Raw genomic sequence first — 26,319 nt, forward strand, 5'->3', positions numbered from 1 at the left:
ACGGACGTGCGGTGGGGGAGTCCATGGCAGGACACCCGGCACACCGGCCCGGGCGGGAAAACGGGTCGCGACGTCGGAGGACCGGATGACAGGGTGCGGCCCATGGCTCCCCCGTACCAGATCCGAGCGGACTACGACGCCGACACGATCGTCGTCTATCAGGCCTACGCGCCTGCCATGGCCGACGCGGCGCTGCGAGCGGGCCGCTTCGTCGCGCCGTTCTCGTTCCGCAGGATGACATGGATCAAGCCTTCGTTCCCGTGGCTGATGCACCGCAGCAACTGGGCCCGCAAACCCGGCCAGCAGCGCGTGCTCGCCGTGCGGATGTCCCGGCACGGCTGGGAGGAGGCCCTGTCCCGGGCCGTGCTCACCACCGAGGATCCGGCAGCGGTCGCCCGGGCGGCGGTGCACGTCCAGTGGGATCCGGAACGCTCGTCGCGCGGAGCCGCACTGAACCACTACAGCATCCAGGTCGGCATCGGCCGCGATCTCATCCGCACCTTCACCGACGAGTGGATCGTCAGCCTCACGGACCTCACCCCCCAGGTCCGCAAGGCCGCGACACTGACACAGACAGGGCACGCCGCCCAGGCCCAGCGGCTGTTCCCGGCGGAGCGGGTGTATCCCCTGCCACCGCATCTGGAACGCCTCCTGACCTCCTGACCCCGGGCGGACGACGCCGGACCGGCGCGGGAGCCGCCGTCCTCACGTCCGCCGCCGGGGCTCCCGGCCCGGCCCGACGCCCCTACTCGCCCGTCTGCTCCACGGCCGCGCGCTGATCGAGTCTGCGCAGCGCCATGTCCCCCCACTGCAGGTTGTCCCGTTCGAAGGACATCCCGCGCAGCAGGGTGAGGTAGGGGCCGATGCGGTCGGCCTCGGCGAAGTACGCCTCCTCCGAGCGCCCGTCGAGGAGACGCAGGCGGAGCCGCTCGTAGCGGGCGAGCTTGGCGGTGGCCCAGTCCATGCGCTCGGTGACGGCGGCCCGTACGGCGTCGAGGTCGCCCGCGTCCAGACACTGCACCTTGACCAGCAACTCGTCCCGGATCACCGCCGGTTTGCCCAGGGGTTCGGAGGTGTAGGCGCGGACGGCCTCCCGGCCCGCCTCGGTCAGCGAGAAGAGCCGTTTGTTGGGACGGCGTTCCTGCTCGACCACACGGGCGGTGACCAGCCCGTCCGACTCCATGCGGTCCAGCTCTCGATAGAGCTGCTGAGGTGTCGACATCCAGAAGTTGGCGACCGTCGCGTCGAACGCCTTTGCGAGGTCGTACCCGGACGCCTCGCCCTCCAACAGCGCGGCCATGACCGCGTTCCGCAGTGCCATGGGCACACGCTAACAGCAGAGTGACTAATCAACGAGGTGAGTGCTGTCTCCCCACGCCCATGTCCATGCCTGGGCCCCTGTTCATGCTTTTGCCCATGGACAGAGCGCGGGTCCAGCCTCTAGCCTCCCTCACAACTATTCAATTAATTGTATAGAAGAGAGGTCGATTTCATGCATCCCTTCCGCAAGGCGGTCGAGAGCGACGACATGGACGCGGTGGCCGCGCTGCTGGCCGACGACGTCGTCTTCACCAGTCCGGTCGCCTTCCAGCCGTACGCGGGCAAACCGATCACCGCCGCGATCCTGCGCGCGGTCGCCCGCGTCTTCGAGGACTTCACGTACGTCCGCGAGATCGCCAACCCCGACGGTCGCGACCACGCCCTCGTCTTCACCGCCACCGTCGCCGGCAAGAAGCTCCAGGGCTGCGACTTCCTGCACTTCGACGAACACGGCCGGATCGACGAGTTCACGGTGATGGTGCGTCCGCTCTCGGCCGCGATGGCGCTGTCCGAAGCGATGGGTGCCCAGTTCGACCGGATCGCCAAGGAGGCGGCCGGCGAGTGACGCGCGGGCCGGGTGGGTCGTACGGGACACCGCGCCGAACGGGTGAGACGGCCATGGCCGGAAGGACCGGCCCGGTGGCCGCCTGACGGCGCCGCATGCTGACGCTCCGGCACAGATCTGGTACTACGGGACGGTGTACCCCGTTCCTGGAGTCTGTTCAGTTCTGTACCGTTTCGTTCCGTGGCGGGCGGCGCGTTCACTCGCTCCGTCACCCTCGCCCCGGTCCCGCGTGCGCGCAGAAGGAGAACCGTCGTGAGCGAACTTCCCGACCCGGTCGAGGCCGACCGTGCCCTCAAGGCCAAGCACAGGGCGATGTGGGCGCAGGGTGACTACCCGGCCGTGGCCGCCGAGATCATCCCCGAACTGGGCCCGATCCTGGTCGAGGCGTGCGGGCTGCGCGGCGGGGGCGGCCAAGGGGCTTCCGGCGCGGCAGGGCGGCCGGTCCGGCTGCTGGACGTGGCGGCCGGTTCCGGCAACGCGGCGATCCCCGCGGCGCTGGCCGGCGCGAGCGTGGTGGCGAGCGACCTGACCCCGGAGCTGTTCGAGGCCGGACGGCGGCTCGCGGCGGACCGGGGCGTCGAGGTGGAGTGGCGACAGGCCGACGCCGAGGCGCTGCCGTTCCAGGACGACGAGTTCGACACGGTGCTGTCCTGCGTCGGGGTCATGTTCGCCCCGCATCACCAGGCCGCCGCCGACGAACTGGTCCGCGTCTGCCGCCCCGGAGGCACGATCGGCCTGCTCAGCTGGACGCCCGAGGGCTTCCTGGGCCAGATGCTCGCCACCATGAAGCCGTATCTGCCGCCCCCGCCGCCCGGTGCGCAGCCCCCGCCCCTGTGGGGGGACGAGGCGCATGTCCGCGCCCTGCTCGGGGACCGGGTCACGAACGTCGAGGCACGCAAGCAGACGGTCCTCGTCGACCGTTTCAAGAGCCCCGAGGAGTTCCGCGACTACTTCAAGGCACGCTACGGCCCCACCATCGCGGCCTACCGGGCCGTGGCCGACGACCCCGACCGCACGGCCGGGCTGGACCGGGATCTCGCCGAACTCGCCCAGCGGCACGACCGGGGAGCGGGCAGCACGGCGATGGAGTGGGAGTACCTGCTGTTCACCGCCCGCACGGTGTGACCGCCTGACAGCACGCGAGAACGGGCGCCGCGCCCGACCGGGGTCTGTCGCGGCGCCCGTCGGGATCTGCTCGCTGTGCCGTGAAGGTCGCCTCCGACGTGACTGGAAACAGTGCCTCGGTAACGGTCTCGGCGGCGAACAGGCAGACCCGGAGCGGCCGTTCAGGACGGGAGCCGCTTACCTGGGCTCGAAGCGCTCGTGGGGTGTCGAGCGCCGGGCCGGCCGACTCGCGTTCGCCGCACGCCGGTACTCGGATTGCTTGCTGCCACTGGGATGTCGGGTGGGCTCGTCCAGGGATTCCCACGGTTCGCCGGCATGGATGCGCCGACCGTTCTGCCCTGGGAATCCTTCGGGCAAACTCTGGTGAAGAGCCTCCGCGTGCCTGCTAGTCTTCGGCGTCTTGTCGCACACTCGTGCGCATGCATCACGCCATTCGTCGCATCTGTCTCACGGGGGAATACTGTCATGTCCGAGTCATCGCCATCGCCGTCGAGCGGTAACCCGTTCGCCCAGCAGCCTGCCGACGCCAATCCGTACGCGCAGCAGCCCACCGACGGCAACCCGTTCGCCCAGCAGCCCGGTGCCGCTGTGCCGCCTCCGGCCCCCTACGCGCCCCCGGCTGCTTCGTTCGACAGCAGCCTCCTCATGGGCCTAGTGGCCGCCGTCGTCACGGCTCTGGTCACCGCTGGTGTCTACGGCGCGATAGTCGGCGCGACCGAGTACGAGATCGGCTACGCGGCTGTCGGCGTCGGCTTCCTCATCGGCTTCGCGGCGGGCAGGATCGGCGGCGCCAGTCCGGTGCTGCCGGTGGTCAGCGCACTGCTGTCGGTGGGCGCCGTCTACCTCGGCCAGCTCATCGGTATCGCGATGATCGGCGCCGACGAGATCGGTGTCTCCGCGACCTCCCTGTTCGTCGACCACTTCGACGTGCTGACCGACGGGTGGAGCGAGACGGCCGACCCGATGACCTTCCTGTTCCTCGGCATCGGCGCCTTCGCCGCATTCTCGGGCGCGAAGAAGGCTGTCGCCAGGTAGACACGTGCGGGCCGGGTGAACGCGCACCTCGCCCCTTGATTCGCCCCGCTGTTCACTCGGCGGGGCGATTCGCTTTCCGTCAGGAATCCCGGTCGGCCGGAATCCGCAGGCTCACCTCGTAGCCGCCGTCCGGGGTGGGCCCGGAGCGGAAGGTGCCGTCGAGGAGTTCGGCGCGTTCTCCGAGGCCGATGAGGCCCTGCCGGGAGCCGGGGAGGGGCAGTGAGGGGCGGGTGGGGGGTGTGTTCGTGATGGTCACGCCGAAGGTGGCACGGTCGTCGGTGCTCCAGAGCCGTACGGTCGCCCGGGCACCCGGGGCGTGTTTGCGGACGTTGGTGAGGGCTTCCTGGACGGTGCGGTAGACGGTCCGTTGTGCGGTGGTGCTCACCTCCGGCGGGAGTTCGCCGGTCAGCTCGGCGTCGATGCCGCTGCTCCGGACGAGTTTGTGCAGGTCGGCGAGGGTGGGCTGCGGAGTGAGTTCGGTGGCCCTGCCCCCGGAGGCGCGCAACAGGGTGACCATGTGCCGCAGTTCGTCGAGCGTGTCGACGCTAAGGGAACGGATGGTGCGCGCCCCCTCCTTGAACGCGGGGTCGATGGCGGCGACCTGGAGGGCACCGGCCTGCACGGCGATCAGGCTGACCTGGTGGGAGACGACGTCATGCATCTCACGGGCGAGCTGGGCGCGTTCGTGCGCGAGCACGGCCTGGGAGTGCAGCAGGCGCTCGTGCTCACGCGCCTCCTCGATCTCGACGATGCGGCGGGCCAGGTCCCGGCGGGCCTGCACGAGCTGGCCGAGCAGGACCGGGGCCGCGGCGGTGGCGAGCGTGTAGAAGAAATAGACCAGGGTCCAGGCTCGGTCGTGTGCGCTGAGGTCGTTCAGCGGCCACGGGGTGGCGGAGGCGAGCGCGAACATCACGGCGCAGGAGACGAGCAGTCGGCGGTTGCGGGAGCGTTCGGCCAGCGTGAACAGGGCGGCGAACGGCGCGAACACGATGTCCAGCATGAGGGTGGCGGGAAGGGTCAGAAGGAAGACCGGCAGAGGGAAGCGCCGTCGCACCACGAGGGCGGCGCACGCCAGCGCGGCCATGCCCTGGGAGGCGGGGGTGGAGTCCTCGAGGCAGAACAGGACGTCCACGAAGGCGATGGTGACGACCACGAGGTCGAGCACCCGATCCGGGATCCGCGCCCACCAGGCTCGCGGCGCGGTCATCGCCCCGCCTCCGCAGGCCGCTGCCGACCGTCGAGCAGCCCGGCCCGCTGGGCGAGCAGGGCCGCCCGCACCCTGCCGGCGACCCCCAGCTTGCCGAGGATCGCGCTGACATGGTCCTTGACGGTGCCCTCGCTGAGATGGACGACCGTACCGATCTCGGCGTTGGACAGTCCCTCCGCCACCAGCACGAGGACCTGGCGCTCCCGTTCGGTCAGCAGGCCGAAGCGGGCGACGTGCTCGTCGTCGTCGACGGTCGCGGCGCGGGGATGGCTCTGCCATACCGCGCGGGACGCCTTCGGTGACATCACGACCCCGCCCGCGGCCAGGGTGCGTACGACCTGGGCGAGTTGGTCGGGCTCGGTGTCCTTGAGCAGGAAGCCGGCCGCACCCGAGCGCAGCGCGGTGAGGATGTACTCGTCGGCGTCGAACGTCGTCAGCATGGCCACCACCGGCGGGTCCGGGAGAGCACACAGCTGGGCCAGCACGGTCAGCCCGTCCACGTCCGGCATCCTGATGTCCAGCAGCACGACGTCGGGAGCTTCCCGCCGTACGGTGTCGACCGCCTCGGCACCGACCGCGGTCGCGACGACGTCGATGTCGGGGGCTGCGTTCAGGATGAGCCGGAAGCCCGAGCGCACCAGCGCCTCGTCGTCGACCACCATGACCCGGATCAAGTGCGCTCCGCCTCGTCGTAGTTGTGCGTACCTCACGGGCCGTACGTCGCTGCTGATTGTCACAGGATCGACCGTAGAACGGGAATCGCCGGCGGGAACGGAGGGCACGGATACTCCCGCCACCCGAGAAGGTGCTGACTCCGCCGGCCGGCTGGGAGCCGAGCAGTGAGCTCGCCGGGCGGGGGAGCACTCACCAGCGCTACCCCGACCGGCCCCTCGACGCGCCCTTCTCATCTCTCCTGGCCGCCCTGACGCCGCCTTCGGGCTCTACGACCACTGCGGCCGCCGCGTGCTGGCGAGCGCCGCGCGGCTCGGTCTGCGTGTCCCCGACGACCTGCCCGTCGTCTGCGCGAGCGAGGATCCCGCATACGGCCCGCTGCGACCCTCCGGTGAGCACCCTGTCGCTCGCTCCCGACCCGCCGGACGTCACACGCCCGGCCCGGGCGACCGTACCGAGCCGCGCGGCGCTGCCGCTCGTCGTCGCGTTACCGTTGATCATCGTCCCCGTCGGAGGCCAGGAGCCCATGACCCCCGCGCACTCGGCCCGCGTCACCCTGCTGGTGCTGTACTCGCCCCGGCTCGAGGAATGCCTGCGCTTCTACCAGGGGCTCGGCCTGAGCTTCGCGGCGGAGCGGCATGGCCAGGGGCCCGCGCACCATGCCGCCGTCCTGGACGACGGAGTGGTCTTCGAGCTCTATCCGGCGCGCCCGGGCCGGCAGACCGACGCACTGCGCCTGGGCCTGCGGGTCGACGGCACGAAATCCACTCCACCGCTCTCCTCGGGGCGCCATCTGCTCACCGACCCCGACGGCCGCACCGTCGACGTCCACTCCACCTGAGCAGCGCCGGGCCCGCCCTCTCGTCGGCGCGGGGCGACCGGCGGTCTTCAGCAGAGGCAGAGGCAGAGGCAGCCGAATCGGCCGAATGGTCGAGGGAACGGTGGGGGCGGGTCCCCGATCCTGACCGTTCGGCCGAGGCGGGCGTCCGGGCGCGTGGGCGAGATTGGAGCCGTATCCCCACCACGGACATCCGGAGCACGCGATGCGGCGCACCAGGTTCTGCCCGACTCGGCTCGGAGCCGTGGCCGTAGCCGGAGTCGCCCTCGTCCGCACCGGCGCCCGGAGCGACAGCGCCGCCGCCGGCATCCCGGGGCGTGCGGCCAAGGCCCGCGCCACGCGCGTCACCCGGAAGTCAGAGCACGGAGAAGGAGCCACGACGCCCCATGAACACGGTACTGGCCGGACACGGCCTCGTGAAAAAGTACGGTTCCACCCGCGCCCTCGCCGGCGTGGACGTGGAGATCCGTGAGCGCGACTCACTGGCGATCATGGGCCCGTCGGGATCCGGCAAGTCGACCCTGCTGCACACCCTCGCCGGGATCGTCCGACCCGACGCCGGCCAGGTGCTGCTGGGCGGCGACCGCATCGACAATCTCGGTGAGAACAGGCTCAGTGCCCTGCGCCGCAAGCGGTTCGGGTTCGTCTTTCAGTTCGGCCAGTTGCTGCCCGAACTGCCCGCCGAGGAGAACGCAGCCCTGCCGCTGATGCTGGAGGGTGTACCGCGCGCCGAGGCCGTCGCCCGGGCCCGGCGGTGGTTCATGCCCCTCGGTCTGGAGGGTCTGGAAGGCCGTCGGCCCGGTCAGCTCTCCGGCGGGCAGGCTCAACGGGTCGCCATCGCGCGCGCCCTGGCCGTCGAACCGGACGTGGTCTTCGCCGACGAACCGACCGGCGCCCTGGACCAGCGCACCAGCACGGAGGTGGTCCAGCTGCTGACGTTCGCGACCCGGCAGACCGGTGCCGCCCTGGTCATGGTCACCCACGACGCGGACGTCGCCGCCCACTGCGACCGGGTCCTCCAGGTCCGTGACGGCCGCATCAGCGGCCACACCCAGTACACCGTCGCCTGATCCCGCAGGAGCACCTCCCATGCCTTCCCCCGTCCTGCCCCTGACCTGGCACCTCGCCAGGTCCTCCGGCCGCCGCGGCCTCCAGGCCCAACTGCTCGCGGCCGGCGCCGCCGCGGTCGGCGCGTTCCTGCTGCTGGTGATGACCGCCGCCGCTCTCGGCGCGGGCGCCCGGGCCGATCAAACGGCCTGGCGTACCCCCGACTCCGTACCGGCGAAGCGGGCGACGGCCGTCCAGGCGACGACCGTGACGTACGTACGCCACGAACCCGTCACCGTCGTCAGCCTGGCCCAGTTGCCCGGCCGGCAGCGGACGCCCGCGCCACCCGGACTCACGCACTTCCCGAAGGACGGCGAGGTGTATGTCTCACCCGCCCTGGCAGCGATGCTCCACGATCTCCCCGCGAACCAACTCGCGGACCGCTTCGCCCCGTTGACGTCCTACGGCACGATCGGCGCCGCCGGTCTGGCCTCGCCCGACGAACTGGTCGCGGTGGTCGGCCGGGCTCCCGCCGCCGCGGCCGTCGCCCCGCATGACGACCTGCTGAACTACTACGACGAGGGGCTGACGGGGCGCGCCCGGATCTCCGGGTTCACCGGTACCAAGGCCGACCTGTTCACCGGCAGCGACCAGGGAACCGTCCTGCTGGGGGTGGTCCTTCTCGTCATGCCGGTCGTGGTGCTGGCCTCGGCCGCCGGCCGGCTGGGCGCGGCCAGGCGCGAACAGCGGCTCGCCGCACTGCGCCTGGCCGGGGCGACACCGCGGCAGATCCTCGCCATGACCGCCGTCGAGGCGGCGGGGGTCGGCGCGGCAGGTGCCCTGGCCGGCGCGCTCGCCTACACGCTGCTGCTGCCCGCCCTCGCCGAACTCCCCTACGGTGTCGGCGCCTGGTACACCGGGCAGTTGTGGGTGGGGCTGCCCTGGCTGACGCTGGTCGTGCTCGCCGTCACCGCGCTGATCACGCTGAGCGCGGTGACGATGCTCCGCCAGGTGGCCACCTCCCCCCTGGGCGTCGCCCAGCAGGCGAATCCGCGCCGCACCCGCGCGATCCGGCTGGTGCTCTTCCTCGCCGTCCTCGCCTATATCTGGATGTCCACGGGCGACAGCGGTCAGCTGAGCGCCCGGCAGCTGATCGCCCTGCTGGTCCTCTTCTACGGCGCCTTCTGGCTGTTCGGCCCGTGGGTCGTGGACCGGCTGGGCCGGTGGGTGGGCCGTCGCGCCAAGCGCCCCGCGACGCTGCTTGCGGCGCGCCGCCTCAGCGACGACCCGCGCGCGGCCTGGCGCACCGTCAGCGGGTTGGTGCTGGCGGGGTTCGTGGCCGGGTTCTTCTCCATCAGCACGCTGGGCGCACAGAGCACGAGTCATCAGGGGCAGGTGGCCGTGATCACCGCGAACGCCGCCGAGGCCCGGCACGCCGCGCGCGAGGCCCGGGCGCTCCTGCGGAAGGCGGGAGTGAGGGCGAACGTCACCGTGACGAGCGAGGACGCGTACGACAGTCTGCTCGGCGGCATGGACGGCGTGACCGCCCAGGTCTCCGGCGGGCAGGCACACATCGACACCGCCGTGACCGCGCTGACGCCCCTCGGATCGGGCAGGTATCCGCTCACGCAGGAGTACGTGTCCGCTGCCGACGACACCATCACCGCCCGTGTCGCCACGGTCAGTACCGCGACCCTGGTCCTGAGCTTCCTCGTCGCAGCCGCCTCGGCGGGTCTCACCTCGGCCGCGAACGTCCTGGACCGGCGTCGGGTCTACGGCTTGCTGAGGCTCGCCGGGACCCCGCTGAAGGTGCTGGACAGCGCGCGGGTCCGGGAGACGGTCATCCCGTTGGCCGTACTGGCCGGCGGTACCACGGCGATGGGTGCCTTCGGAGCCATGCAGCTCAACAAGGCCGCGGGCACGACGATGAACATCTCCGGTGCCCTTCAGCTTGTCGTCTGTGGCGCAGTCGGAGCGCTGGCCGTGATCGCCGCGATCGCCGGCAGCAGGCCGCTGCTGCGGAAGGTGACGGCGGGCCCCGTACAGACGGCGGACTGATCCCGGCCCGAGAAGCCCGTCCTCCCCACGAGGCGGCCCGGGGCCCGAGGCTCAGCAGGCGATGACGTACCAGACCGGGGTCCAGAAGACGTCGTTCTTGGCGGGAGCGTCGATGGAGAACATCCAGGCGCCGTTCGCGTCGTAGAAGTGCGCCCTGGTGCCCGGAGTCTGGTTGTTGTGAAGGGATCCCCAGCCCACGAGGTTGGGCAGCGTGTACGTCGTGCCGCACACGGTGTAGTCGAATCTGTTGCCGTTCCCGCCCTTGCCGCACACGTAGTAGTAGGCGCAGTTCAGCGGAGCGGCGAGCGTGCTCGCCCGGGCCTCGTCGGGTACGACGGCGTTCCTCATCTGGGCCGCCGACAGGGACGGCTGACGGGCGTCCTCGGACCTCAGGATGCCGTTCGTCCCCCGGACGCCGCTGTCGGCGGCCGCCGTTCCGTTGAGCCCGAGCGTCGAGGTCACGATCGCCGCAGCCGCTAACATCGTCGCTGCCGGCTTGCGTACTGTCATGGGAAGTTCCCTCTCTCTGGCGTCAACTCGCCTTCCACGCAAGGCGGTCGACCGTCCTTCACCTTCGGACACCGGGCCCGAACAGACAACCCCCGAGCAAGGGACGCGAGGCTCGGGCCCGACCAGAGGGACGGGCCGCGACGCCGGCGGCGACCGGCCCGAGCCGACGCGCGACGGACCGCGGCTCGTGTTCTCGGGCAGAGGGGGACGGGTGCCCTCGCTTCCAGAAGACCTTCAAAGGTGAATCAGTTGCTTTTGTGCGACATTAGTGCTTTGTGGGGGCGAATCGGATCCGCAGTGTGCGGCGTACGACGCGCGGCCCCGAGCGAGGACCGCTGAGCACCGTACGCCCGCGCCGCCGGCGGCTCTGCGGCATCCGTGCGCCCTCAGTGCCGACCCCCTGCCCGGGAACGTGGCCCGGTGCATCGGCGAGATCACCCTCACCGCGCCCCCGGACCTCGACCCGGCCCACCCCTGAGGCGCAGACCACGCCACCACAACCGTAGGCACCTGTGGCACAGATACGGATAGCCACCTTCAATCTGGAGAACTTCGACGAGCCGGCCCCGGAGGATCCCCCTTCGCTGGCCGACCGGATCGCGCTGATGAAGCCGCAGATCACGCGGCTGCGGGCGGACATCGCCTGTTTCCAGGAAGTGCACGGTCAGGAACGTCCCGGCCAGCCGCGTGACCTGCTCGCGCTGAAAGAGCTGCTGGCCGGGACCAACCTCGACGGCGCGTCCCTGACCAGCACCAAACCCGCCGACGACGCGGTCTTCGACCTGCGCAACCTGGTCATCGCCACCCACCTGCCCGTCATCAAGCACCAGCAGCTGAAGAACGACCTGGTCAAAGAGCCGCGCTACCAACGGCTCACCGCGAACCCCGCTGACGCCGCACCGGTCACGATCGGCATCGAGCGCCCGATCCTGCACGCGCAGATCGACGTCGACCACGGGGCGCCGGGCCGTCTGCTGCACATCATCACCGTGCATCTCAAGTCCAAGCTGCCCAGCAACATCCCGGGGCAACTCGGCGGCAAGCACGGGGACGTCTGGCTCAGCGCCGACGGCTGGGCCGAGGGGAGTTTCCTGTCGTCCATGAAACGTATGAGCCAGGCCCTCGAAGTCAGGCGGCTCGTCGACCAGATCCTCCACGACGACCCGGACGCGCGCATCGTCGTCGCCGGGGACTTCAACGCGGAGCCCGAGGAGGTCCCGGTCCTGGCCATCTGCGGCAACGTCGAGGACACCAACAACGGCGAACTCGCCACCCGGGTCCTGGTCCCCATCGAGCACACGATCCCCAACGAGGCCCGCTACACCCTCTTCCATCACGGCCGGGGCCAGATGATCGACCACATGCTCGTCACCCGGAATCTCCTCGCCCACTACCGCGGCTCGGAGATCCACAACGAGATCCTCCACGACGACTCCATCGCCTTCGCCACCGACGTCAAGTACCCGGAGTCCGACCACGCCCCCGTCGTGGCCACCTTCGACTTCGACTGACGCCACGCGGCGGCGACACAAGAGTCGACCCGGCGCCGACGGCGCCGGGTCAGCGGGGGCGTGATCCGCTGGCCAGCTCCATGTAGAACACGTAGGCGATCAATTGCTGGAATGTGGCGAACGTCCGCTGGAGGTCGCGTATGCCGATGGTCAGGGGAGGAGTACCCGCGTTCTGGAGCACCCGGTAGATCCAGTTGGAGATGGTTCCCCAGTTCTGCTGCAGGTTGACGTTCTCCGCGCCCATCTGGGCGCCGCCGGTGTGGTAGTCCCGGATGTTGGTCCGGATGTTGTCGAAGATCCGGCCGAAGCGGGCGGCTTCGGACGTGGCCTGAATGATCATGACGAGGGCCTGGCTCAGCACCGCCCTGCCGTTCTGGCTCTGCAGGTGCGAGCCGGCCCTGCCCAGCTGCTGCAGGGCGTTGTCGAGGCGCGGGCCGTTGATCTGGAGGTTGCTGCGGCTGCCCTGGTCACCTGCGTTGCCGGAGAAGTCGGTGTAACTGCCGTTCCACGGGAGGGCCGTGGACTGGATGCGGAGCAACTCGTTGAACCTGGCGCGCCGGGGCTCGTTGAAGGCGTAGTGGCCGCCGCCCTCCCCGGCCTGGTAGAAGCCGGCCAGGTACAGGTCGTTGGTCCAGAAGTACAGGGCGCCCACGTAGGTGCCGTACCGGTGCACGCTGACCTGGAAGAGCGCGTTGCCGTTGGTGGTGGTTTCGTCGAGGGTGTCGCGGAAGAAGTCGTGGCCGGTGACACGATGCATCGCCGCGACCATGTTCCAGTACTGCTGGTGGGGGTCCTGGCCCCCGTTCACCAGGTCGTCGATGACCCAGTCGTGCACGGTCAGGATCCGATCGGGATCGGCGGACGCCGCCGGAGCGGAGAGGCCCACCAGGCCGATCGATAACGCCAACGCCACCAGGGCGCCTACTGCGCGTTGTCCCGCTCGTGCGAGAAATTTCAGAGGGAGCATGACAGGTGTCTTCCTTCACGTGGCGAGTCGGCCGACGCCCACCGACGACCGAGAAGCGGGCCCCTCGCGGGGCGGGTCTCCTCGACGCTAGGGCCGGGCAGCCCGCCCGGATCGACTGTCGGTGCCCCGACCCTTGCCTCACAGCGCACAGTGGGCGAACGATCACCCGGAGCGACCCCCGGTGCGGGGCCGGCCACTCCCGCCGACGCCCCGGGACGCGGAAACACCGCGACCCGGGGCTCACGATCAGCTGTCGGGCAAGGCGCTCGCGACCCTAGTTCCGGTACCGGAACACGATCCGGCCGCGCGCCAGGTCATACGGCGGCAGCTCCACCAGCACCCGGTCCTCCAGCATGATCTTGATGTAGTTCTTGCGGATCTTCCCGCTGATGTGCGCCAGTACCTGGTGGCCGTTCTCCAGCTCCACCGTGAACATGGCGCTGCGCAGGCACTCGACGACCTTGCCCTCGACCTCGATGACGTTCCTGTTCCTCGTCATCGCACCAGCTCCAGGTTGCTGCTCATGGGCCGGGCACCGATGCCCTCGAACAGCGCCCTCGCCGCCCGGTTGGACTCCTGCACCTCGGTCCAGGCCGCCGCGAACCCGGATGCGTGGAGTGCCCCCAGCGCGTGGGCGAGCAGCGCCCGTGCGATACCGCGGCGCTGCTCGCCGGCCCGGACCGCGAGCAGCCCGATGCGCGGCCGGATCGGGATCACCACCCGGATCAGCCCCAGGTAGCGGTCCGGTGCCGAGGCCACCGCGTACTTCGACGGGTCGACGATGCTGTCGCCGTCCGGAAACGGAATCACCTCCGCGGGCATCGACTGCCACCCGGCACCCGCCTCGACCTCGTCACGGACGGCACGGTCCACCGCTCGCAACAGTCGCTCGTCCGCCTGCCCGGCAGGCACGATACGCACGCCGGACGGCGGCCGGACCGTGTGCAGCCCGGTGACGTGCGGGTCGGTCGGTACGGCGTACTCCCACTCCCGGCGCCGGAGCGTGAAACCGGCCCCCCGCCAGCGAGCCGTCAGCTCGACGTCCGCTTCGTCGACCACCGTGTGCAGCGGCCCCGGCAGCCGCCCCAGCATCGCTTGCGCGAGCCGGTGGAAAGCGGCGTCGTGCCAGGCGTCGATGCTGACGAACAGACGCCCGTCTGCCCGGTGTTGCGCATGCCCCCGCCCGACCACCAGGTCGTCGTCCAGCGCATGCCATTGCCCGTCCGCGACACGCGTGATCTGCACCGCATGCTCGCTCAGGCCGGATGGGAAAGGCTGTGTGTTCATCGGAGTCTCCCTCCAGGAGTGCCTCGGTCTCAGGCGCTCCTGGCGACACCGAACGTCAGCCGCCGGACCGTGACGGATCGAGGGAGCACCCACGGGTAACTGTGTTCACGGGGACTCACCTCCTACGACGACTTCACGGTCCGCCGTGACGGTAACAGCCGGACACCCTCGCGCTCAAAGCCTTTTGCGGAAGCGGACGTGATCTACGGCCGGCGCGGCAGATCCCGTCGGTACCAAGTCCCCGACTTTCCGCCCAGATCGGCCGGTTCGGCCGGGCCCGTCCTCACGAACCCGGCCTTGACCAGCACCCTTTGGGACGCGAGGTTCTCGTGGGCGGTCGCGGCCCGGAGCGTCCGCAGCCCGTGCCGTGACGCCGCGAGCAGGCACAACTGCCGCACCGTCGCGGTCGCCACCCCGCGGCCGGTGACGTGCTGCGCGACCCGGTAGCCCAGTACCGCACCGCCGTCCTCGATGTCGACCAGGTTGAACCTGCCCAGGACCGAACCGTCCTCGGCGAGCAGCACATGGAAGGCGCAGATGCCGGCCTCCTGCTCGGCCAGAAGGGCGTTGTAGCGGTCGGCGAACCGGTCGAAGAAATCGTCACCACGGTCGGGGACCGAGGCGGCGAAGTAGTCACGGTTCGCACGCTCGAAGGCCAGGACCGCCGGGGCGTGACGAAGGTGCAGCCGCTTCAGCTCAGGCATACCCCGACCCTAGCGGGACCGCTTGGCGGGCCTGCCTGATTTATCGCCGGTGACGGCCGGGAGGCACGACCGTCACCGGGCAGCTTTCTCCCGGTGGGCATGAGAGCGGAGGATCAGCGCAGTCCCGCGAAGAGGTCGTCCTCGGGCAGGGCCGCGCCGGTGGGGTCCTGGACGCGTACGAAGGTCTCCACGCCCATGAACTCGCCGAACCGCTCCTTGCCCATCTTGAGGAAGAAGATGTTCTCGCCCTGACTGGCGTGCGCGGCCAGCGAGTCGAACTTCTGGTCGCTGAACGCCGTGGTGTCCACCCAGGTGCTGATCTCGTCGTCCGGCAGGCCGATCTTGGCCATCGCGGCGACCTCGGCGGGGTCCGGCTCCGGCATCTCCGGATGGAACTCGCGCATGATCTCGCCGAACCGCTGCATCATGGAGCGGGGCATCGTGGTCCAGTACACCTTCGGTGTCAGCTCCGTCATCTCCAGTGCCGCCATCGTGATGCGATGGGCCTGGATGTGGTCGGGGTGGCCGTAGAAGCCGTTCTCGTCGTAGGTGACGACCACATCGGGGCGGTAGTGCCGCATGAGTTCCGCGAGCCGGGCCGCGCCCTCCCGCACCGGGGTCTGCCAGAAGGATCCGGGGGCGTCGTTGCTCGGCCAGCCCATCATTCCGGAGTCGGCGTAGTCCAGCGTCTCCAGATCGCTGATCTTCAGGACCTCGCAGCTCGCCTCCAGTTCCCGGCGGCGCATCGAGGCGACGGCCGCGGGGTCGTGCCCGGGATCGCCGGGCTTGACGCCGCCCGGACCGTCACCGCATCCGCCGTCGGTACACGTCACGAGCACCGTCCGGACACCCTCCGCCGCGTACCGCGCGAGGACCCCTCCGGTTCCGGTGGCCTCGTCGTCGGGGTGGGCGTGCACGGCCATCAGCGTCAAGGGACGGTCGCTCATGAAAGGAGTCCTCCAGCGGACATACGTGTCGGTCCGAGCGCGCGGCGGGCATGCCCCGGCTCTCCGTCGGTCTAACCGTGACGGCCGTACCGGCTGTTCCCGGCACGGCCGCTTGTTTGTGGCGGCAGCGTCCCGGCCTCGTCCGGCCCGGCCCATGCCCGGGGCCCGCAGGGGCCCGAGCAGGGCACGGCTCAGCGCCCGCCTCCTTCCGCGGAGGCGGGCGCTGAGCCGTGCCGCCGGGCGCCCCGGGTGGCAGTCAGCCGCTCGCCGCGGCCTTCTTGATCGCTTCGCGGATCCGGCAGTACGTCCCGCAGCGGCAGACGTTCTCGATGCGGTCGATGTCCGCGTCGGTCGGGTGGGACGTCTTCTTCAGCAGTGCCACCGCGGCCATGATCTGGCCCGGCTGGCAGAAACCGCACTGCGCCACGTCGCGGTCGAGCCACGCCTGCTGCACGGGGTGCAGCTCGTCGCCGTCGGCCAGCCCCTCGATCGTGGTGACCTCACGGTCCGCGCAGTCGGCGACCGGAACCATGCAGGGCTGGATCTCCCCGCCGTCGAGATGGCTCGTGCAGGCGCGGCAGACGCCGACACCGCAGCCGTACTTGGGGCCGGTGACGTTCAGCATGTCCCGCAACACCCAGAGCAGCGGCATGTCGGCCGGTGCGTCGACCGTGACCGGCTTCCCGTTGAGGACGAAGGAGTAGGAGGGCATCGGTACCTTTTCGGAGATCGGCTCAGAAGTCGAGCGGGAAGCGGCGGGGCTTGGTGCCGGTCGCCCGGGCGTAGGCGTTGGCCACGGCGCCCGCCGCCGCGGGGACACCGAGTTCACCCGCCCCGCCCGGCTCCCGTCGGGAGGGCATGATGTGCGCCTCGAAGCGCAGCGGGGCGTGTCGCTGGCGGGCGTACCGGAAGTCCTCGTAGCTGCTCTCGCGGACGGCGCCCCGGTCGATGTGCAGTCCGGCGTGCAGGACGGTGGAGATGCCGTCGATCGCGGTGCCCATGAGCTGGGCTTCGAGCCCCCGGGGATTGACGGCCGTTCCGACGTCGGCCGCCATCACCGCCTTGGTCACCCGCGGGTTCTTCGGGTCGGTGGCGTCGATCTCGACCAGGCACGCCACGCACGAGCCGTACTCCTCGTGGACCGCGACCCCCTGCGCCCGGCCGTCGGGCAGGGCCCGGCCCCATCGCCCGGCGTCGGCGACCTTGTCCAGTACGGCCTTGACGGCCTTGCTCCGGAGCGTGGCCCGCCGGAAGGCGACCGGGTCCTTGCCCAGGCTCCTCGCGACCTCGTCGACGACGATCTCCTCCGCCGTCCGCATCGTCCCGGAATCCACCGACCGCCAGGCGCCGAGCGGGATCGCCAGGTCGACCGACCCCGAATCCCCGGTGACACGGCCGAAGTTGTACAGACCGCTGTCGCTGGGCAGCGGACCGGCGGCGCGGGCGACCGCCCGGTTCACCCGGCCCTGGACGGGCCCCCGGGCACCTCCCTGGCCGGAGAGCCCCTGCTCCTCGTACGCCTCGCTCACCGAGGCCATCGTGTGGGCGAACGCCACCACCCTGCCCCGTGCGTGGCTGGCCCGGATCCGGTGGTGGCTGGCCGGGCGCATCCTGCCGTGCCGGAGGTCGTCCGCCCGGCTCCACATCAGTTTGACCGGCAGGCGCGCCGCCTTGGAGATGAGCGCGGCCTCGATCGCGGCGTCGTGGTTGAGCCTCCGCCCGAAGGAGCCGCCGCCCCGTACGACGTGGACCTTCACCTTCGACGGGGACAGTCCGACCTCCGAGGCGATGGTGTCCCGCGCGTCCATCGGTGACTGGGAGGAGAACCAGATCTCGGCCCGGGTCGCGCGTACGTCCGCCACCGCGGTCAGCACCTCCATCGGGGCGTGGCCGACGAAGGCGAACTCGAACTCGGCCTCGGTCTGCGCCGAGCCGCGCGGCGGGGTGCCGAGCCGCGGGACGGCGGCGCGAAGCCGTGAGCGGATCGCGGCGTCGGAGAGCGGCACGAGCGGGCCCGGGGCCCAGGTGATCCGCAGGGCGTCCCTCGCCTCGAAGGCGTGATGGAACGTCTCCGCCACCACGGCGACCCCGCCCGCGATCTCGACGACCGCGTGGACGCCGGGCATGCCCCGCGCGGCCTTGGAGTCGACGGAGAGGGCCTTCCCGCCGAGCGTCGGCGGCCGGGCCACCACCGTCGGCCTGGCCCCGGCCACGGTCAGGTCTCCGGTGTAGTCGGCCTTGCCGGTCACGATGTCCCGGGCGTCGATCCGGGTCGTCGCCTTTCCGATCACCCGGTGCCGGGAGGCCGGCTTGGGTGTGGCGGACACGGCCGGCCGGCCGATCCCCGCGGCACTCGCGGTCAGTGAGCCGAAGGTGGCCTTGCGTCCGTCCGGTGCGACGACCTCCGTGTTCCGCGTCCTCAGGGTCCGCGCGGGCACCTTCCAGCGCCTGGCCGCCGCGGTCACCAGCTTGGCGCGCGCCAGGGCGGCCACCTCGCGGGCCGGGCCGTAGAGCGAACTCACCGAACTCGAACCGCCGGTGAACTGGTTGCCCCGCGCACGGGCGTCGGCGAGCGGGATCTCGACGTCGGTGAGCCGGGCGTCGAGCTCTTCGGCGATCATCATGGCGACCGCGGTGGTGACCCCCTGGCCGACCTCGACGCGGGGCAGCCGGACGACGACCTTGTTGGCCTTGGTGACCTCGAGAACCAGCATCTCCTCGTCGGCGCCGGTCACCAGGACGTCGGACGGGCGGCGCGCGACGTCGGCGGAGGGCTCGGCTCCTTCCGCCGGCGCCGCGTCACAGCCCAGCGGCGCGGCCACGGTCAAGGTGGACGCCGCGAGCGTGTAGACGACGAACTTCCGGCGGGACAACTGACGCGCCAACGAACGCCCCTCTCCGATTACCCCGTGCTTCGACTGGTCTGAGGGGCCGGGGCCCTCCGGGGTTGCCTCCGGGAGCAGAACTGGCCGAAAGTGTGCCGCGGCGAGCCGGGGCGGAGGTCTCCGGGCGCGGCGCTACCGTCGTGGGATGACGGGAATGCATGCCGACCACCGGTGGTCCGCGTCCATGCCGGCGGCCTACGAGCGGCACCTGGTGCCGGTGGTCTTCCGGCCGTTCGCCGAGGACCTGACCGGGAGGGCGGCGGCACTCCACTCCCGGCGAAACCTGCGGCATGTTCTCGAACTCGCCGCCGGGACAGGCGTGTTGACCTCACGACTGCTCGCGGCGGTGCCGTCGGCCGACGTGACGGCCACCGACCTGAACGAGGCCATGGTCGCTCTCGGGTCCGCCCGCGCTCCGGGCGCCGTGTGGCGGCAGGCCGACGCGCAGCGGTTGCCGTTCCCGGACGACGACTTCGACCTGGTCGTCTGCCAGTTCGGCGTGATGTTCTTCCCGGACCGGGTCGCGGCCTACACGGAGATCCGGCGTGTGCTGGCCCCGGGTGGCCGGTTCCTGTTCAACACCTGGGGCCCGCTCGCCACGCACACCTTCGAGGTCGCGCTGCAGGCAGGGCTGGAGCGGGCCCTTCCGGCCGACCCTCCGCGCTTCTTCCCGACGGTTCCGCACGGCTACGCCGACCCTGCTGTCGTGGTCGCCGATCTGGTGGCCGCGGGGTTCACCGTCGAGGAGAAGCAGGAGCTGACGCTGCAGGGACGGGCCGAGTCGGTCGCCGACCTCGCCACCGGGTACCTCACCGGGACCCCGGTGTGCGCGGCCGTCGCCGGGCGCGGCGACTCCGAGGCTGTCCGGGCCACCGTCGTCGAGGAGATGACGGCCCGTCTGGGCCCGGGCCCGGTCACCGCCCCGATGACGGCGTACGTCTTCCGGGCCGCGGCCTGAACACGGCACGGAACCGCGGCCTGAACGCCGGCAAGCGCGTGCTCACGGCCACCCTGGCCGTCCGCGCCGGCCACCCGGACGCGCGCGCCCCGGGCCGGGGCACGCCCGTCTCCCCGGACTACACACTCGGCCGGTTCATGATCACCCAGGCCCCGGGCACCTCTCCGCAGGAGAAGGAGGGCCTGGAGCGGGAGCGTGACCGGCAGATCCGGGAGACCGCCGTCGACACCCTGCACCCGGCCGGCATAGCACCCGAGCGCCTGCACCCGGACGGCATCCCCGACACGGGCCCCACGACGGCCAAGGGCAAGGGCCGGAGCACGGCCTCGGACTTCGCGGCGAAGGACGCCCGGGGCCCGCGAGATGCTCACCAAGGTCCTGCTCATCCTGCGGAACGGGCTGAAGCTGTACGACCCGAAGGCGGAGACCCACGTGGCCGACTACGACAAGGACGTCATCCGGGCCCTCGCCCACGGCGGGGGGTCAACCTCCGCATCCCCGCCCTGAGATCCGCGGACGAACCGGCCTTCTCCCTGCCGGAGTTCCTGGGCGTGATCCAGGACGACCGGACGAACACCCGGGCGGGAGACGTCATCGACCGCGGTTTCGCCACGCACCGCACCTCGATCACCGCCAACAAGGAGGGGAAACCGGGCGCGTTCAAGGAGAAGGGCGGCCCCCTGGCGTCGGTCACCAACATGGTCTCCGTCGGCGCCGACCGTCCGGATCTGTGGGGCCAGAACCTCTCCGGCGGCGGCCTCGGCTCCAAGGACTGGAACGGCGACGTCGTCCTGTCGGACGGGACGCACGGCCACATGCTGCTTGTCCACCACCGGCCGACCACCAGGAAGGACGGTTCGCTGCAGATCGGGATCGAGACCCTCGCGCCGCATGCCACCAGCCCGGTGGGGTACGAGCACGGCTTCCGCTCCACCGAGGCCACCGCGAACCCGGAATCGGTCCTGCACGGTCACAAGGGCGACAAGATCGGCTCGGGCGGCCTCGGAAAGAACGAACGGCTGGTCGAACTGGCGGAGATGGGGGCGGCCCATTCCAGCGGCGACTGGCGCACCTTCCTGGACGAGATCAAGAAGCAGTGGGACGCCGCGCCGGCGGAGACCGAGGACGGCTCCCCGGCACGACGTGCCCTGTACGAGAACCTGCTGGGGCCACGGGCCAGGCCGAAACCCTGACGCACGGCAGCCCGGCGCCGGGCTCAGTCGCCGTCCTCGCTGATCGCGTACACCTTGCCCTCGGCGTCGCCCACATAGACCGTGCCGTCGGCCACGGCCGGCGCGGAGCCGGCCATGGCGGTCGTGGTCGCGTTCCACTTCGTGTCGCCCGTGCCCGCGTCGACCGCGTACACGTGGTCGCCGCTGACCACGTACACGACGCCCTTCGACACCACCGGGGCGTAGGGGGTTCCGTAACCGACGGAGGTGCTCCGCCACTTGCGGCGGCCGGTCGTCGCGTGCAGGGCCATCAGCTCGCCCTCGCCGGAGGCGTAGACCGTGTCGCCGACCACCGCGGGCGCGGAGCCCTGCCAGTCGCCGCTGGCCACGGACCACTTCTCCGCGCCGGTCGCCGCGTCCAGGGCGTAGAGCGTCTCGTCCCGGCTGCCGACGTAGAGCGTGTCACCCGACAGGACGGGTGCCGACTCGATCCAGTCACGGGTGGGATACGTCCACTTCTCGTCGCCCGTGGCCGTGTCCAGGGCGTACACCTTGCTGTCACCGCTGCCGACGTAGACGGTGCCGTCCGAGACCACGGGGCGGGTCTCGACGGCACCCTCGGTGCGGTGGGACCACTTCCGGGCGCCCGTCCGTGCGTCGAGCGCGTACACCTGGGTGTCACCGCTGCCGACGTACACCGTGCCGCCGGCCTCGACCGGTGTGGACTCGACGCCGGCCCCGGTGGTGTACGCCCACTTCTTGTCCCCGGTGGCCGCGTCCAGGGCGTACACCTTGCCGTCGCGGCTGCCGACGTAGACCGTGCCGCCCGACACGAACGGCGAGGCCTCGATCGCCTCCCCGGTGCGGTAGGCCCACTTCCTGTCGCCGGTGGCCGCGTCCAGCGCGTACACCTTGCGGTCGTTGCTGGTCACGTAGACGGTGCCGTCCGAGACCACGGGCGCCGACTTGACGGCCCCCGTGGTGGCGAACGTCCACCGGTTGCCGCCCGTGGGGGAGTCCTCGCCGTCGATGCCGTCGTACAGGTGGGACAGGCTGGACATGAGTGCCATCCCTCCGACGGCGAGACCCGCGACCACGACAGCGGCCGCCAGGCCGCCTCCCAGGACCGCGGCCCAGGGGCGCGCACGGCGCACACCCGGCCCGACGGTGACCGACACGGACAACGGGTCCGTGAAGGGGCCGCCACCGGTCGGCGGGGGAGAGCCCGGGGCGGTCTGCGTGGCCCATGCCGGAGCGCCGAACGGCAGGGAGTGGGCCCTGGTGCGCCCCTCGGCCGGAGTGGCCCATGCCGGGGAGTCGGGCGCGGTCGGTGCGAACGTAGTGACGACGGCTGTGGGCGCGTCTTCGCCGATCGCCGGGCCGCCGGCGGCCGAGCCGTCCGGCGCTCCGGGCGGTGGACCCGGTCGGCGGGGTCCCGCGGGAGCGGCCGGCTGTGTCACCGCCGCCGGGCCGGCGGGCACCGTCGCGGCAGCACGCCCGGGCTGTGAGGGGGCCGGCAGGGCGGCCCGCAGCCGGTCACGGACCTCGTCCGCAGTGGCGGGGCGGTCCCCGGGGTCCTTCGCCAGCATCTCCAGCACCAGCGCGTCCACCGCCGGCCCCGGACCCGGACGCACCCGGCTGGGAGCCGACGGGACCTGCTGCAGATGGGCCACCAGCAGCGCGGCGGTCTCCAGGTCCCCGAACAGGCGCTCACCGGTGAGGAGTTCGTACAGCACGCAGCCCAGCGCGTACAGATCGGCCCGGCCGTCGCCCGCCTGCCCGGACAGCCGCTCCGGCGGCATGTAGGCCACGGTCCCCACCACCGCGCTGCTCGCCGTGGTCGTGGCCGCGTAGCGCGCGATGCCGAAGTCGAGGATCTTGAGCAGGCCGGTGTCGGTGAGCATCAGGTTCGCCGGCTTGAGGTCGCGGTGCACGATCCCCGCGGCATGGGCGGCGGCCAGGGCGTCCGCCGCCTGGGCGGTCCAGTCCAGCGCGTCCGCGACGGGCGGAGGTCCTTCCTTGCGGAGCACGGTCGACAGGTCCCGCCCCGAGAGCATCTCCATGACCAGGAAGAGCGTGCCGTCCGTGTCCTCGCCCAGATCGTGGACGGTGACGATCCCGGGGTGGTTCAGACCGCCGGCCGTACGCGCCTCGCGGAAGAACAGCCGAGTCCCCTCACCGCCCTCCAGATGCGGCTGCAGGAGCTTGACCGCCACCCGCCGCCGGATACGGGTGTCATGCGCGACCCAGACCTCGCCCATCCCCCCGCGTCCCAGCAGCACCTCCAACTCGTAGCGACCCGCCAGCATTCGCCCCGCCATGACGCTCCCTCAACCACCGAAGACCCCGCAGACCCCCCTTCGCGGCACCGGGCCGCGCAGGACACGCGGGCGATCGTAATGCCCCCGTGGGCCCGCTCACGGCGGATGAACCGGCGGCCGCGGAAACCGTCCCCCACGAAACGGGACACATGCGTGCGCACCGGTACGGGCCCAGAGGTGAGGCGCGGTGCCCCCGTCCGTCTCCGGTGCGCACGTCCGGCGCCGGGACGTCCGATGCCGCCGCCCTCCCCGGGTGCCGCCGCGTCCGGGAAACACCGGGAGCGGGTCAACCCGCCGACGTCTCTTCTCGTCCTACGTGACGCGTGAGACGCCTGGGACCGACCGGACGTCTGCGATACGGGGGTTTGAGGAGAGGACCATTGATGCGTGCCCGGCGAATAGGTGTGACCGCCGTGGTGGTGCTGGCGGCCCTGACCGGCTCGTGCGGACCGGCGCTGGCAGAACAGCCGCACCCGTCACGGTCGTTGGGCGTGACGGACGACGGCCCGCTTCCGCCGGGATGGCGGATCGACAGGAAGGGCGGGGCGCACGAGCTGGTCTGGCGGGCGCCGACGGCCGTGCCCGCGGGGGACGCCCGGGTCGAGTTCCGTACCGGGGACCGGCTGCTCGGGGTGCCGGAACCGGCGAGCGACGGGCGGACCTTCCGGCTCGACCTCGGCCGGGCACGGCCCGAGCAGCTGACGGATCTGCAAGTGACCGCCGCGGGGCGCCGTTTGGACGCGGCGGCCGACGACACGCGCGGGCCCGTACCGGGCGCGGTACGGGTTCCCGCGCAGCTTGCGGCGAACGGCGTCGATCCGGGCAGGCCGGGCCCGTACCGCACGGTCACCGGGACCTATGACCTCGACCCGGTGCGTCTGCCCGGCTACGCCGCCCCGGTGGAGATGACCGCCCGGGTGGTGGCACCCAAGGACGCCAAGGGCAGCCGGCCGCTGGCCCTGTTCCTGCACGGCCGTCACGTGACCTGCTACAAGCCGGGCACCGAGGACGACGTGACCCTCGACTGGCCCTGTGCGGACGGCCACAGACCCGTCCCGAGCCACTCGGGCTATCTGCGGGACCAGCGGCTGCTGGCCTCCCAGGGCTATGTGACGGTGTCGATCTCGGCGAACGGCATCAACGGCCAGGACGGGGACATCGAGGACTCCGGCGCGCAGGCGCGTTCCTCGCTCGTACGGCAGCACCTCGCCCGCTGGGCCGCGTGGAGCGCCCGGCGGTCCACCGCCCCGGCCGTCGTACGCCAGGCGCCGAAGGCCGACCTGTCCCGGGTCCTGCTGGTCGGCCACTCGCGCGGTGGCGAGGGCGTCAACCGGGCCGCCATGGACAGCCTCTATCCGCCGCCGGCCGCCGAGGACGGGTACCACGGCCCGGTGCGCTGGAAGATACGGGGAACCGTGCTCATCGCACCGACGATCTTCGGCCAGAACCCGGTCGCCGACGTGCCGTCCGTGACGCTGCTGCCCGGCTGTGACGGCGACGTGTCCGACCTGCAGGGTGAGAACTTCGTCGACGGGACGCGCGGCACCGGCAAGGGCAAGGCCCTGCACAGCGCGGTCTACATGGTCGGCGCCAACCACAACTACTTCAACAGCGAATGGACCCCTGGCGAGGCCGTCGCACCGGCCGAGGACGACTTCCCGACCGACCCGGAGCACCCGGACCGGGTGTGCTCCCCGGGTGCCGCGACGCGGCTGAGCGCCGCACAGCAGCACAGGGCGGGAGCCACCTACATCGCCGCCGCGGCGCGGCTCTTCGTCGCGGGGGACGACCGGGTGCGTCCGCTCCTCGACGGCTCGGGCAAGCGGGCCCCCTCCGCGGACCCGGCCCGGGTACTGACCCACGCGGTCGGCGCCCGGCGCGGCGGTGGTTTCCTGCCGGACGCCGGGGCGAAGGTCAAGGGCGCCCGGCTGTGTTCGGCGGTCCACCCCGATCCCGCCGTGGCCTGTCTGCCCCCGAGGACGCGCGGATCGTCACCGCACTTCGCGTCGTGGGAGACGGGACGGGAGACCGGCCGCGGCGCGGTCGACCTGAAGTGGTCCACGCCGGGCCGCGCCGCCCGTGTCACCCCGGCCGAGCCGGTCTCCCTTCGAGGCTCCCAGAAGCTCGCGCTGCGGGTCTTCGTACCGCCGAACACGACCGGCACGAAGATCGACGTGTCCGTCACCGACTCCTCCCACCGCCGTGTGACGCTGGGCCGGATCCGGGTGGACGGGCTCCCGGGCTCCGCGGACACCTCCTCCTACTGGGCGCAGGAACTGCGCGTCCCGCTGTCGGCGGCGAAGCGGGCCGGGCTCGACCTCAAGCACATCACCTCCCTGGAGCTGACGCCTCGTTCGCGGTCCGGCCGGGCCTGGCTGATGGACGCCTGGGGCTGGGCGCCCGGCACGCCGGCGGTGAAGGCGACGGCGCTGCCGCGGGTCGACGTGGGCCGCACGCTGGTCGATGAGGGCGACTCGGGCACCCGCACCTACCGGATCCCGGTCCAGATCTCCGGGCGCGGCAGCGGACAGGTCCGCGTGTACGTCCTCGACCCGGACGGCGGCCGGACCAGCACACGCCTCGTGACCGTGCGGCCGGGCAGCGACGCGATCGACGTGCCGGTCAAGGTGAAGGGCGACAAGGTCTACAGCGACGACGTGGAGCACGACATCGCCGTCAAGGCCGTCCGAGGGGCCGTCGTCGGCAAGCACCGGGGCGGACTCACCGTGCGGAACGACGACTCCGCGCCCAAGATCACCCTGTCGCCGGTCGCGGACCGGGTGACCGAGGGAAAGTCATTGACCTGGCGGCTGGCCGTGGACGTGCCCGCGGCGTCGGACCTCTGGGAGCCGGTGCGGGTGCTGCCGGCCACCGGGGGCGCCGAGTTGTCCACCAAGGACGTGGACCCGCGGTGGCTCATGGAACAGTCCGGTGACGAGGCGGACCCCGAGCGGCCGCTGTCCGCCGCGGCTCTGTGGGTGTGGGTGCACATCCCGCCGGGCAGCCCCGGAGTGGACTTCAGCGTACCCACCGTCCGCGACCAGGTGGCCGAGCCGACCGAGTCGATGCGGATCGCGCTGACCGACCGGCACGCCGAACCCCTGCCCGACAGGCCCGTACTGACGGGGACGGTGCTCGACACACCGTAGGCACGCCCCTGTGAGGGGGCCTTGTGTGCGGGGTCCGGCAC

The 26,319-nt window shown here is 71.5% G+C and carries 23 protein-coding genes; 11 read left to right on the forward strand and 12 right to left on the reverse strand.

Annotated features, from left to right (window positions below; genetic code table 11):
- The first annotated feature begins 102 nt into the window (after positions 1-102).
- Positions 103-663 (forward strand): DUF4291 domain-containing protein, encoded by a 561-nt coding sequence (locus SCAB_RS42120; RefSeq protein ID WP_013006181.1) that lies wholly within the window; start codon positions 103-105, stop codon positions 661-663.
- Positions 664-745: 82 nt separating this feature from the next.
- Here the strand turns inward: SCAB_RS42120 and SCAB_RS42125 are convergent, their stop codons facing one another.
- Positions 746-1,321 carry a PadR family transcriptional regulator gene (locus tag SCAB_RS42125; protein WP_013006182.1) on the reverse strand — a complete coding sequence of 192 codons (576 nt, stop codon included), beginning with the start codon at positions 1,319-1,321 and terminating at the stop codon, positions 746-748.
- 171 nt (positions 1,322-1,492) lie between these two features.
- On the opposite strand from SCAB_RS42125, the gene SCAB_RS42130 reads away from it, so the two are divergent.
- The 3 genes from SCAB_RS42130 to SCAB_RS42140 all read left to right on the forward strand — a co-directional run bounded on the left by SCAB_RS42130 (position 1,493) and on the right by SCAB_RS42140 (position 4,045).
- Positions 1,493-1,885: a nuclear transport factor 2 family protein gene (locus SCAB_RS42130; protein WP_013006183.1), complete on the forward strand. Its 393-nt coding sequence runs from the start codon at positions 1,493-1,495 to the stop codon at positions 1,883-1,885.
- A 252-nt stretch (positions 1,886-2,137) separates the two neighbouring features.
- Positions 2,138-3,010, forward strand: a complete 873-nt coding sequence (locus SCAB_RS42135; protein WP_041670201.1) for a class I SAM-dependent methyltransferase — start codon at positions 2,138-2,140, stop codon at positions 3,008-3,010.
- 465 nt (positions 3,011-3,475) lie between these two features.
- Positions 3,476-4,045, forward strand: coding sequence for a hypothetical protein (locus tag SCAB_RS42140; RefSeq protein WP_013006185.1), 570 nt, complete (start codon positions 3,476-3,478; stop codon positions 4,043-4,045).
- 79 nt (positions 4,046-4,124) lie between these two features.
- Here SCAB_RS42140 and SCAB_RS42145 read toward each other — a convergent pair whose 3' ends face one another.
- Entirely contained in the window at positions 4,125-5,252 is a 1,128-nt protein-coding gene (locus SCAB_RS42145) for a sensor histidine kinase (protein ID WP_041670202.1), read from the reverse strand.
- On the reverse strand, positions 5,249-5,914 hold the full coding sequence (locus SCAB_RS42150; RefSeq protein WP_013006187.1) for a response regulator: 666 nt from the start codon (positions 5,912-5,914) through the stop codon (positions 5,249-5,251). The genes SCAB_RS42145 and SCAB_RS42150 overlap by 4 nt, the downstream gene beginning before the upstream one ends.
- 401 nt (positions 5,915-6,315) lie before the next feature.
- On the opposite strand from SCAB_RS42150, the gene SCAB_RS42160 reads away from it, so the two are divergent.
- The 3 genes from SCAB_RS42160 to SCAB_RS42170 all read left to right on the forward strand — a co-directional run bounded on the left by SCAB_RS42160 (position 6,316) and on the right by SCAB_RS42170 (position 9,867).
- On the forward strand, positions 6,316-6,765 hold the full coding sequence (locus SCAB_RS42160; protein WP_308061322.1) for a VOC family protein: 450 nt from the start codon (positions 6,316-6,318) through the stop codon (positions 6,763-6,765).
- 383 nt (positions 6,766-7,148) lie between these two features.
- On the forward strand, positions 7,149-7,832 hold the full coding sequence (locus SCAB_RS42165) for an ABC transporter ATP-binding protein (RefSeq protein WP_013006189.1): 684 nt from the start codon (positions 7,149-7,151) through the stop codon (positions 7,830-7,832).
- Positions 7,833-7,851: 19 nt separating this feature from the next.
- Positions 7,852-9,867: an FtsX-like permease family protein gene (locus SCAB_RS42170; RefSeq protein ID WP_013006190.1), complete on the forward strand. Its 2,016-nt coding sequence runs from the start codon at positions 7,852-7,854 to the stop codon at positions 9,865-9,867.
- Positions 9,868-9,918: 51 nt separating this feature from the next.
- Here SCAB_RS42170 and SCAB_RS42175 read toward each other — a convergent pair whose 3' ends face one another.
- Positions 9,919-10,377: a hypothetical protein gene (locus SCAB_RS42175; RefSeq protein ID WP_013006191.1), complete on the reverse strand. Its 459-nt coding sequence runs from the start codon at positions 10,375-10,377 to the stop codon at positions 9,919-9,921.
- Positions 10,378-10,889: 512 nt separating this feature from the next.
- On the opposite strand from SCAB_RS42175, the gene SCAB_RS42180 reads away from it, so the two are divergent.
- Complete coding sequence (locus tag SCAB_RS42180) at positions 10,890-11,888, forward strand: endonuclease/exonuclease/phosphatase family protein (protein WP_013006192.1); 999 nt, start codon at positions 10,890-10,892, stop codon at positions 11,886-11,888.
- Positions 11,889-11,937: 49 nt separating this feature from the next.
- On the opposite strand, the gene SCAB_RS42185 is transcribed toward SCAB_RS42180, so the two are convergent.
- The 7 genes from SCAB_RS42185 to SCAB_RS42215 form a co-directional block, all read right to left on the reverse strand.
- Positions 11,938-12,795 carry a ribosome-inactivating family protein gene (locus SCAB_RS42185; RefSeq protein WP_158512277.1) on the reverse strand — a complete coding sequence of 286 codons (858 nt, stop codon included), beginning with the start codon at positions 12,793-12,795 and terminating at the stop codon, positions 11,938-11,940.
- Positions 12,796-13,129: 334 nt separating this feature from the next.
- Positions 13,130-13,354 carry a translation initiation factor IF-1 gene (gene infA, locus SCAB_RS42190; protein WP_013006194.1) on the reverse strand — a complete coding sequence of 75 codons (225 nt, stop codon included), beginning with the start codon at positions 13,352-13,354 and terminating at the stop codon, positions 13,130-13,132.
- Positions 13,351-14,142 carry a GNAT family N-acetyltransferase gene (locus SCAB_RS42195; RefSeq protein WP_013006195.1) on the reverse strand — a complete coding sequence of 264 codons (792 nt, stop codon included), beginning with the start codon at positions 14,140-14,142 and terminating at the stop codon, positions 13,351-13,353. The genes infA and SCAB_RS42195 overlap by 4 nt, the downstream gene beginning before the upstream one ends.
- A 203-nt stretch (positions 14,143-14,345) precedes the next feature.
- Entirely contained in the window at positions 14,346-14,846 is a 501-nt protein-coding gene (locus tag SCAB_RS42200; RefSeq protein WP_013006196.1) for a GNAT family N-acetyltransferase, read from the reverse strand.
- 113 nt (positions 14,847-14,959) lie between these two features.
- The gene (locus tag SCAB_RS42205) at positions 14,960-15,793 is read right to left on the reverse strand and encodes a PIG-L family deacetylase (protein WP_013006197.1); all 834 of its coding nucleotides are present in this window, start codon (positions 15,791-15,793) and stop codon (positions 14,960-14,962) included.
- A gap of 256 nt (positions 15,794-16,049) precedes the next feature.
- Positions 16,050-16,505, reverse strand: coding sequence for a (2Fe-2S)-binding protein (locus SCAB_RS42210; RefSeq protein WP_013006198.1), 456 nt, complete (start codon positions 16,503-16,505; stop codon positions 16,050-16,052).
- A 22-nt stretch (positions 16,506-16,527) separates the two neighbouring features.
- Entirely contained in the window at positions 16,528-18,678 is a 2,151-nt protein-coding gene (locus SCAB_RS42215) for a xanthine dehydrogenase family protein molybdopterin-binding subunit (protein ID WP_162471723.1), read from the reverse strand.
- Between the two features lie 145 nt (positions 18,679-18,823).
- On the opposite strand from SCAB_RS42215, the gene SCAB_RS42220 reads away from it, so the two are divergent.
- On the forward strand, positions 18,824-19,636 hold the full coding sequence (locus SCAB_RS42220) for a class I SAM-dependent methyltransferase (RefSeq protein WP_231885197.1): 813 nt from the start codon (positions 18,824-18,826) through the stop codon (positions 19,634-19,636).
- Positions 19,637-19,674: 38 nt separating this feature from the next.
- Complete coding sequence (locus SCAB_RS42225) at positions 19,675-20,829, forward strand: hypothetical protein (protein WP_013006201.1); 1,155 nt, start codon at positions 19,675-19,677, stop codon at positions 20,827-20,829.
- A 23-nt stretch (positions 20,830-20,852) separates the two neighbouring features.
- On the opposite strand, the gene SCAB_RS42230 is transcribed toward SCAB_RS42225, so the two are convergent.
- The gene (locus SCAB_RS42230) at positions 20,853-23,129 is read right to left on the reverse strand and encodes a serine/threonine-protein kinase (protein WP_041670205.1); all 2,277 of its coding nucleotides are present in this window, start codon (positions 23,127-23,129) and stop codon (positions 20,853-20,855) included.
- A gap of 383 nt (positions 23,130-23,512) precedes the next feature.
- On the opposite strand from SCAB_RS42230, the gene SCAB_RS42235 reads away from it, so the two are divergent.
- Complete coding sequence (locus SCAB_RS42235) at positions 23,513-26,278, forward strand: alpha/beta hydrolase (RefSeq protein WP_231885198.1); 2,766 nt, start codon at positions 23,513-23,515, stop codon at positions 26,276-26,278.
- The last annotated feature ends 41 nt before the right edge of the window (positions 26,279-26,319 follow it).

This window comes from Streptomyces scabiei 87.22 (genome assembly GCF_000091305.1).
GTDB classification, from domain to species: Bacteria; Actinomycetota; Actinomycetes; order Streptomycetales; family Streptomycetaceae; genus Streptomyces; species Streptomyces scabiei.

Excerpts from the sequence above, each read along its gene's own strand:
- SCAB_RS42235 (WP_231885198.1), top strand. The coding sequence starts at position 23,513 with ATGCGTGCCCGGCGAATAGGTGTGACCGCCGTGGTGGTGCTGGCGGCC.
- SCAB_RS42140 (WP_013006185.1), top strand. The coding sequence starts at position 3,476 with ATGTCCGAGTCATCGCCATCGCCGTCGAGCGGTAACCCGTTCGCCCAG.
- SCAB_RS42175 (WP_013006191.1), bottom strand. The coding sequence starts at position 10,377 with ATGACAGTACGCAAGCCGGCAGCGACGATGTTAGCGGCTGCGGCGATC.
- SCAB_RS42210 (WP_013006198.1), bottom strand. The coding sequence starts at position 16,505 with ATGCCCTCCTACTCCTTCGTCCTCAACGGGAAGCCGGTCACGGTCGAC.
- SCAB_RS42150 (WP_013006187.1), bottom strand. The coding sequence starts at position 5,914 with ATGGTGGTCGACGACGAGGCGCTGGTGCGCTCGGGCTTCCGGCTCATC.
- SCAB_RS42230 (WP_041670205.1), bottom strand. The coding sequence starts at position 23,129 with ATGGCGGGGCGAATGCTGGCGGGTCGCTACGAGTTGGAGGTGCTGCTG.
- infA (WP_013006194.1), bottom strand. The coding sequence starts at position 13,354 with ATGACGAGGAACAGGAACGTCATCGAGGTCGAGGGCAAGGTCGTCGAG.
- SCAB_RS42145 (WP_041670202.1), bottom strand. The coding sequence starts at position 5,252 with ATGACCGCGCCGCGAGCCTGGTGGGCGCGGATCCCGGATCGGGTGCTC.
- SCAB_RS42205 (WP_013006197.1), bottom strand. The coding sequence starts at position 15,793 with ATGAGCGACCGTCCCTTGACGCTGATGGCCGTGCACGCCCACCCCGAC.
- SCAB_RS42170 (WP_013006190.1), top strand. The coding sequence starts at position 7,852 with ATGCCTTCCCCCGTCCTGCCCCTGACCTGGCACCTCGCCAGGTCCTCC.
- SCAB_RS42200 (WP_013006196.1), bottom strand. The coding sequence starts at position 14,846 with ATGCCTGAGCTGAAGCGGCTGCACCTTCGTCACGCCCCGGCGGTCCTG.
- SCAB_RS42120 (WP_013006181.1), top strand. The coding sequence starts at position 103 with ATGGCTCCCCCGTACCAGATCCGAGCGGACTACGACGCCGACACGATC.
- SCAB_RS42125 (WP_013006182.1), bottom strand. The coding sequence starts at position 1,321 with ATGGCACTGCGGAACGCGGTCATGGCCGCGCTGTTGGAGGGCGAGGCG.
- SCAB_RS42165 (WP_013006189.1), top strand. The coding sequence starts at position 7,149 with ATGAACACGGTACTGGCCGGACACGGCCTCGTGAAAAAGTACGGTTCC.
- SCAB_RS42130 (WP_013006183.1), top strand. The coding sequence starts at position 1,493 with ATGCATCCCTTCCGCAAGGCGGTCGAGAGCGACGACATGGACGCGGTG.
- SCAB_RS42220 (WP_231885197.1), top strand. The coding sequence starts at position 18,824 with ATGACGGGAATGCATGCCGACCACCGGTGGTCCGCGTCCATGCCGGCG.
- SCAB_RS42195 (WP_013006195.1), bottom strand. The coding sequence starts at position 14,142 with ATGAACACACAGCCTTTCCCATCCGGCCTGAGCGAGCATGCGGTGCAG.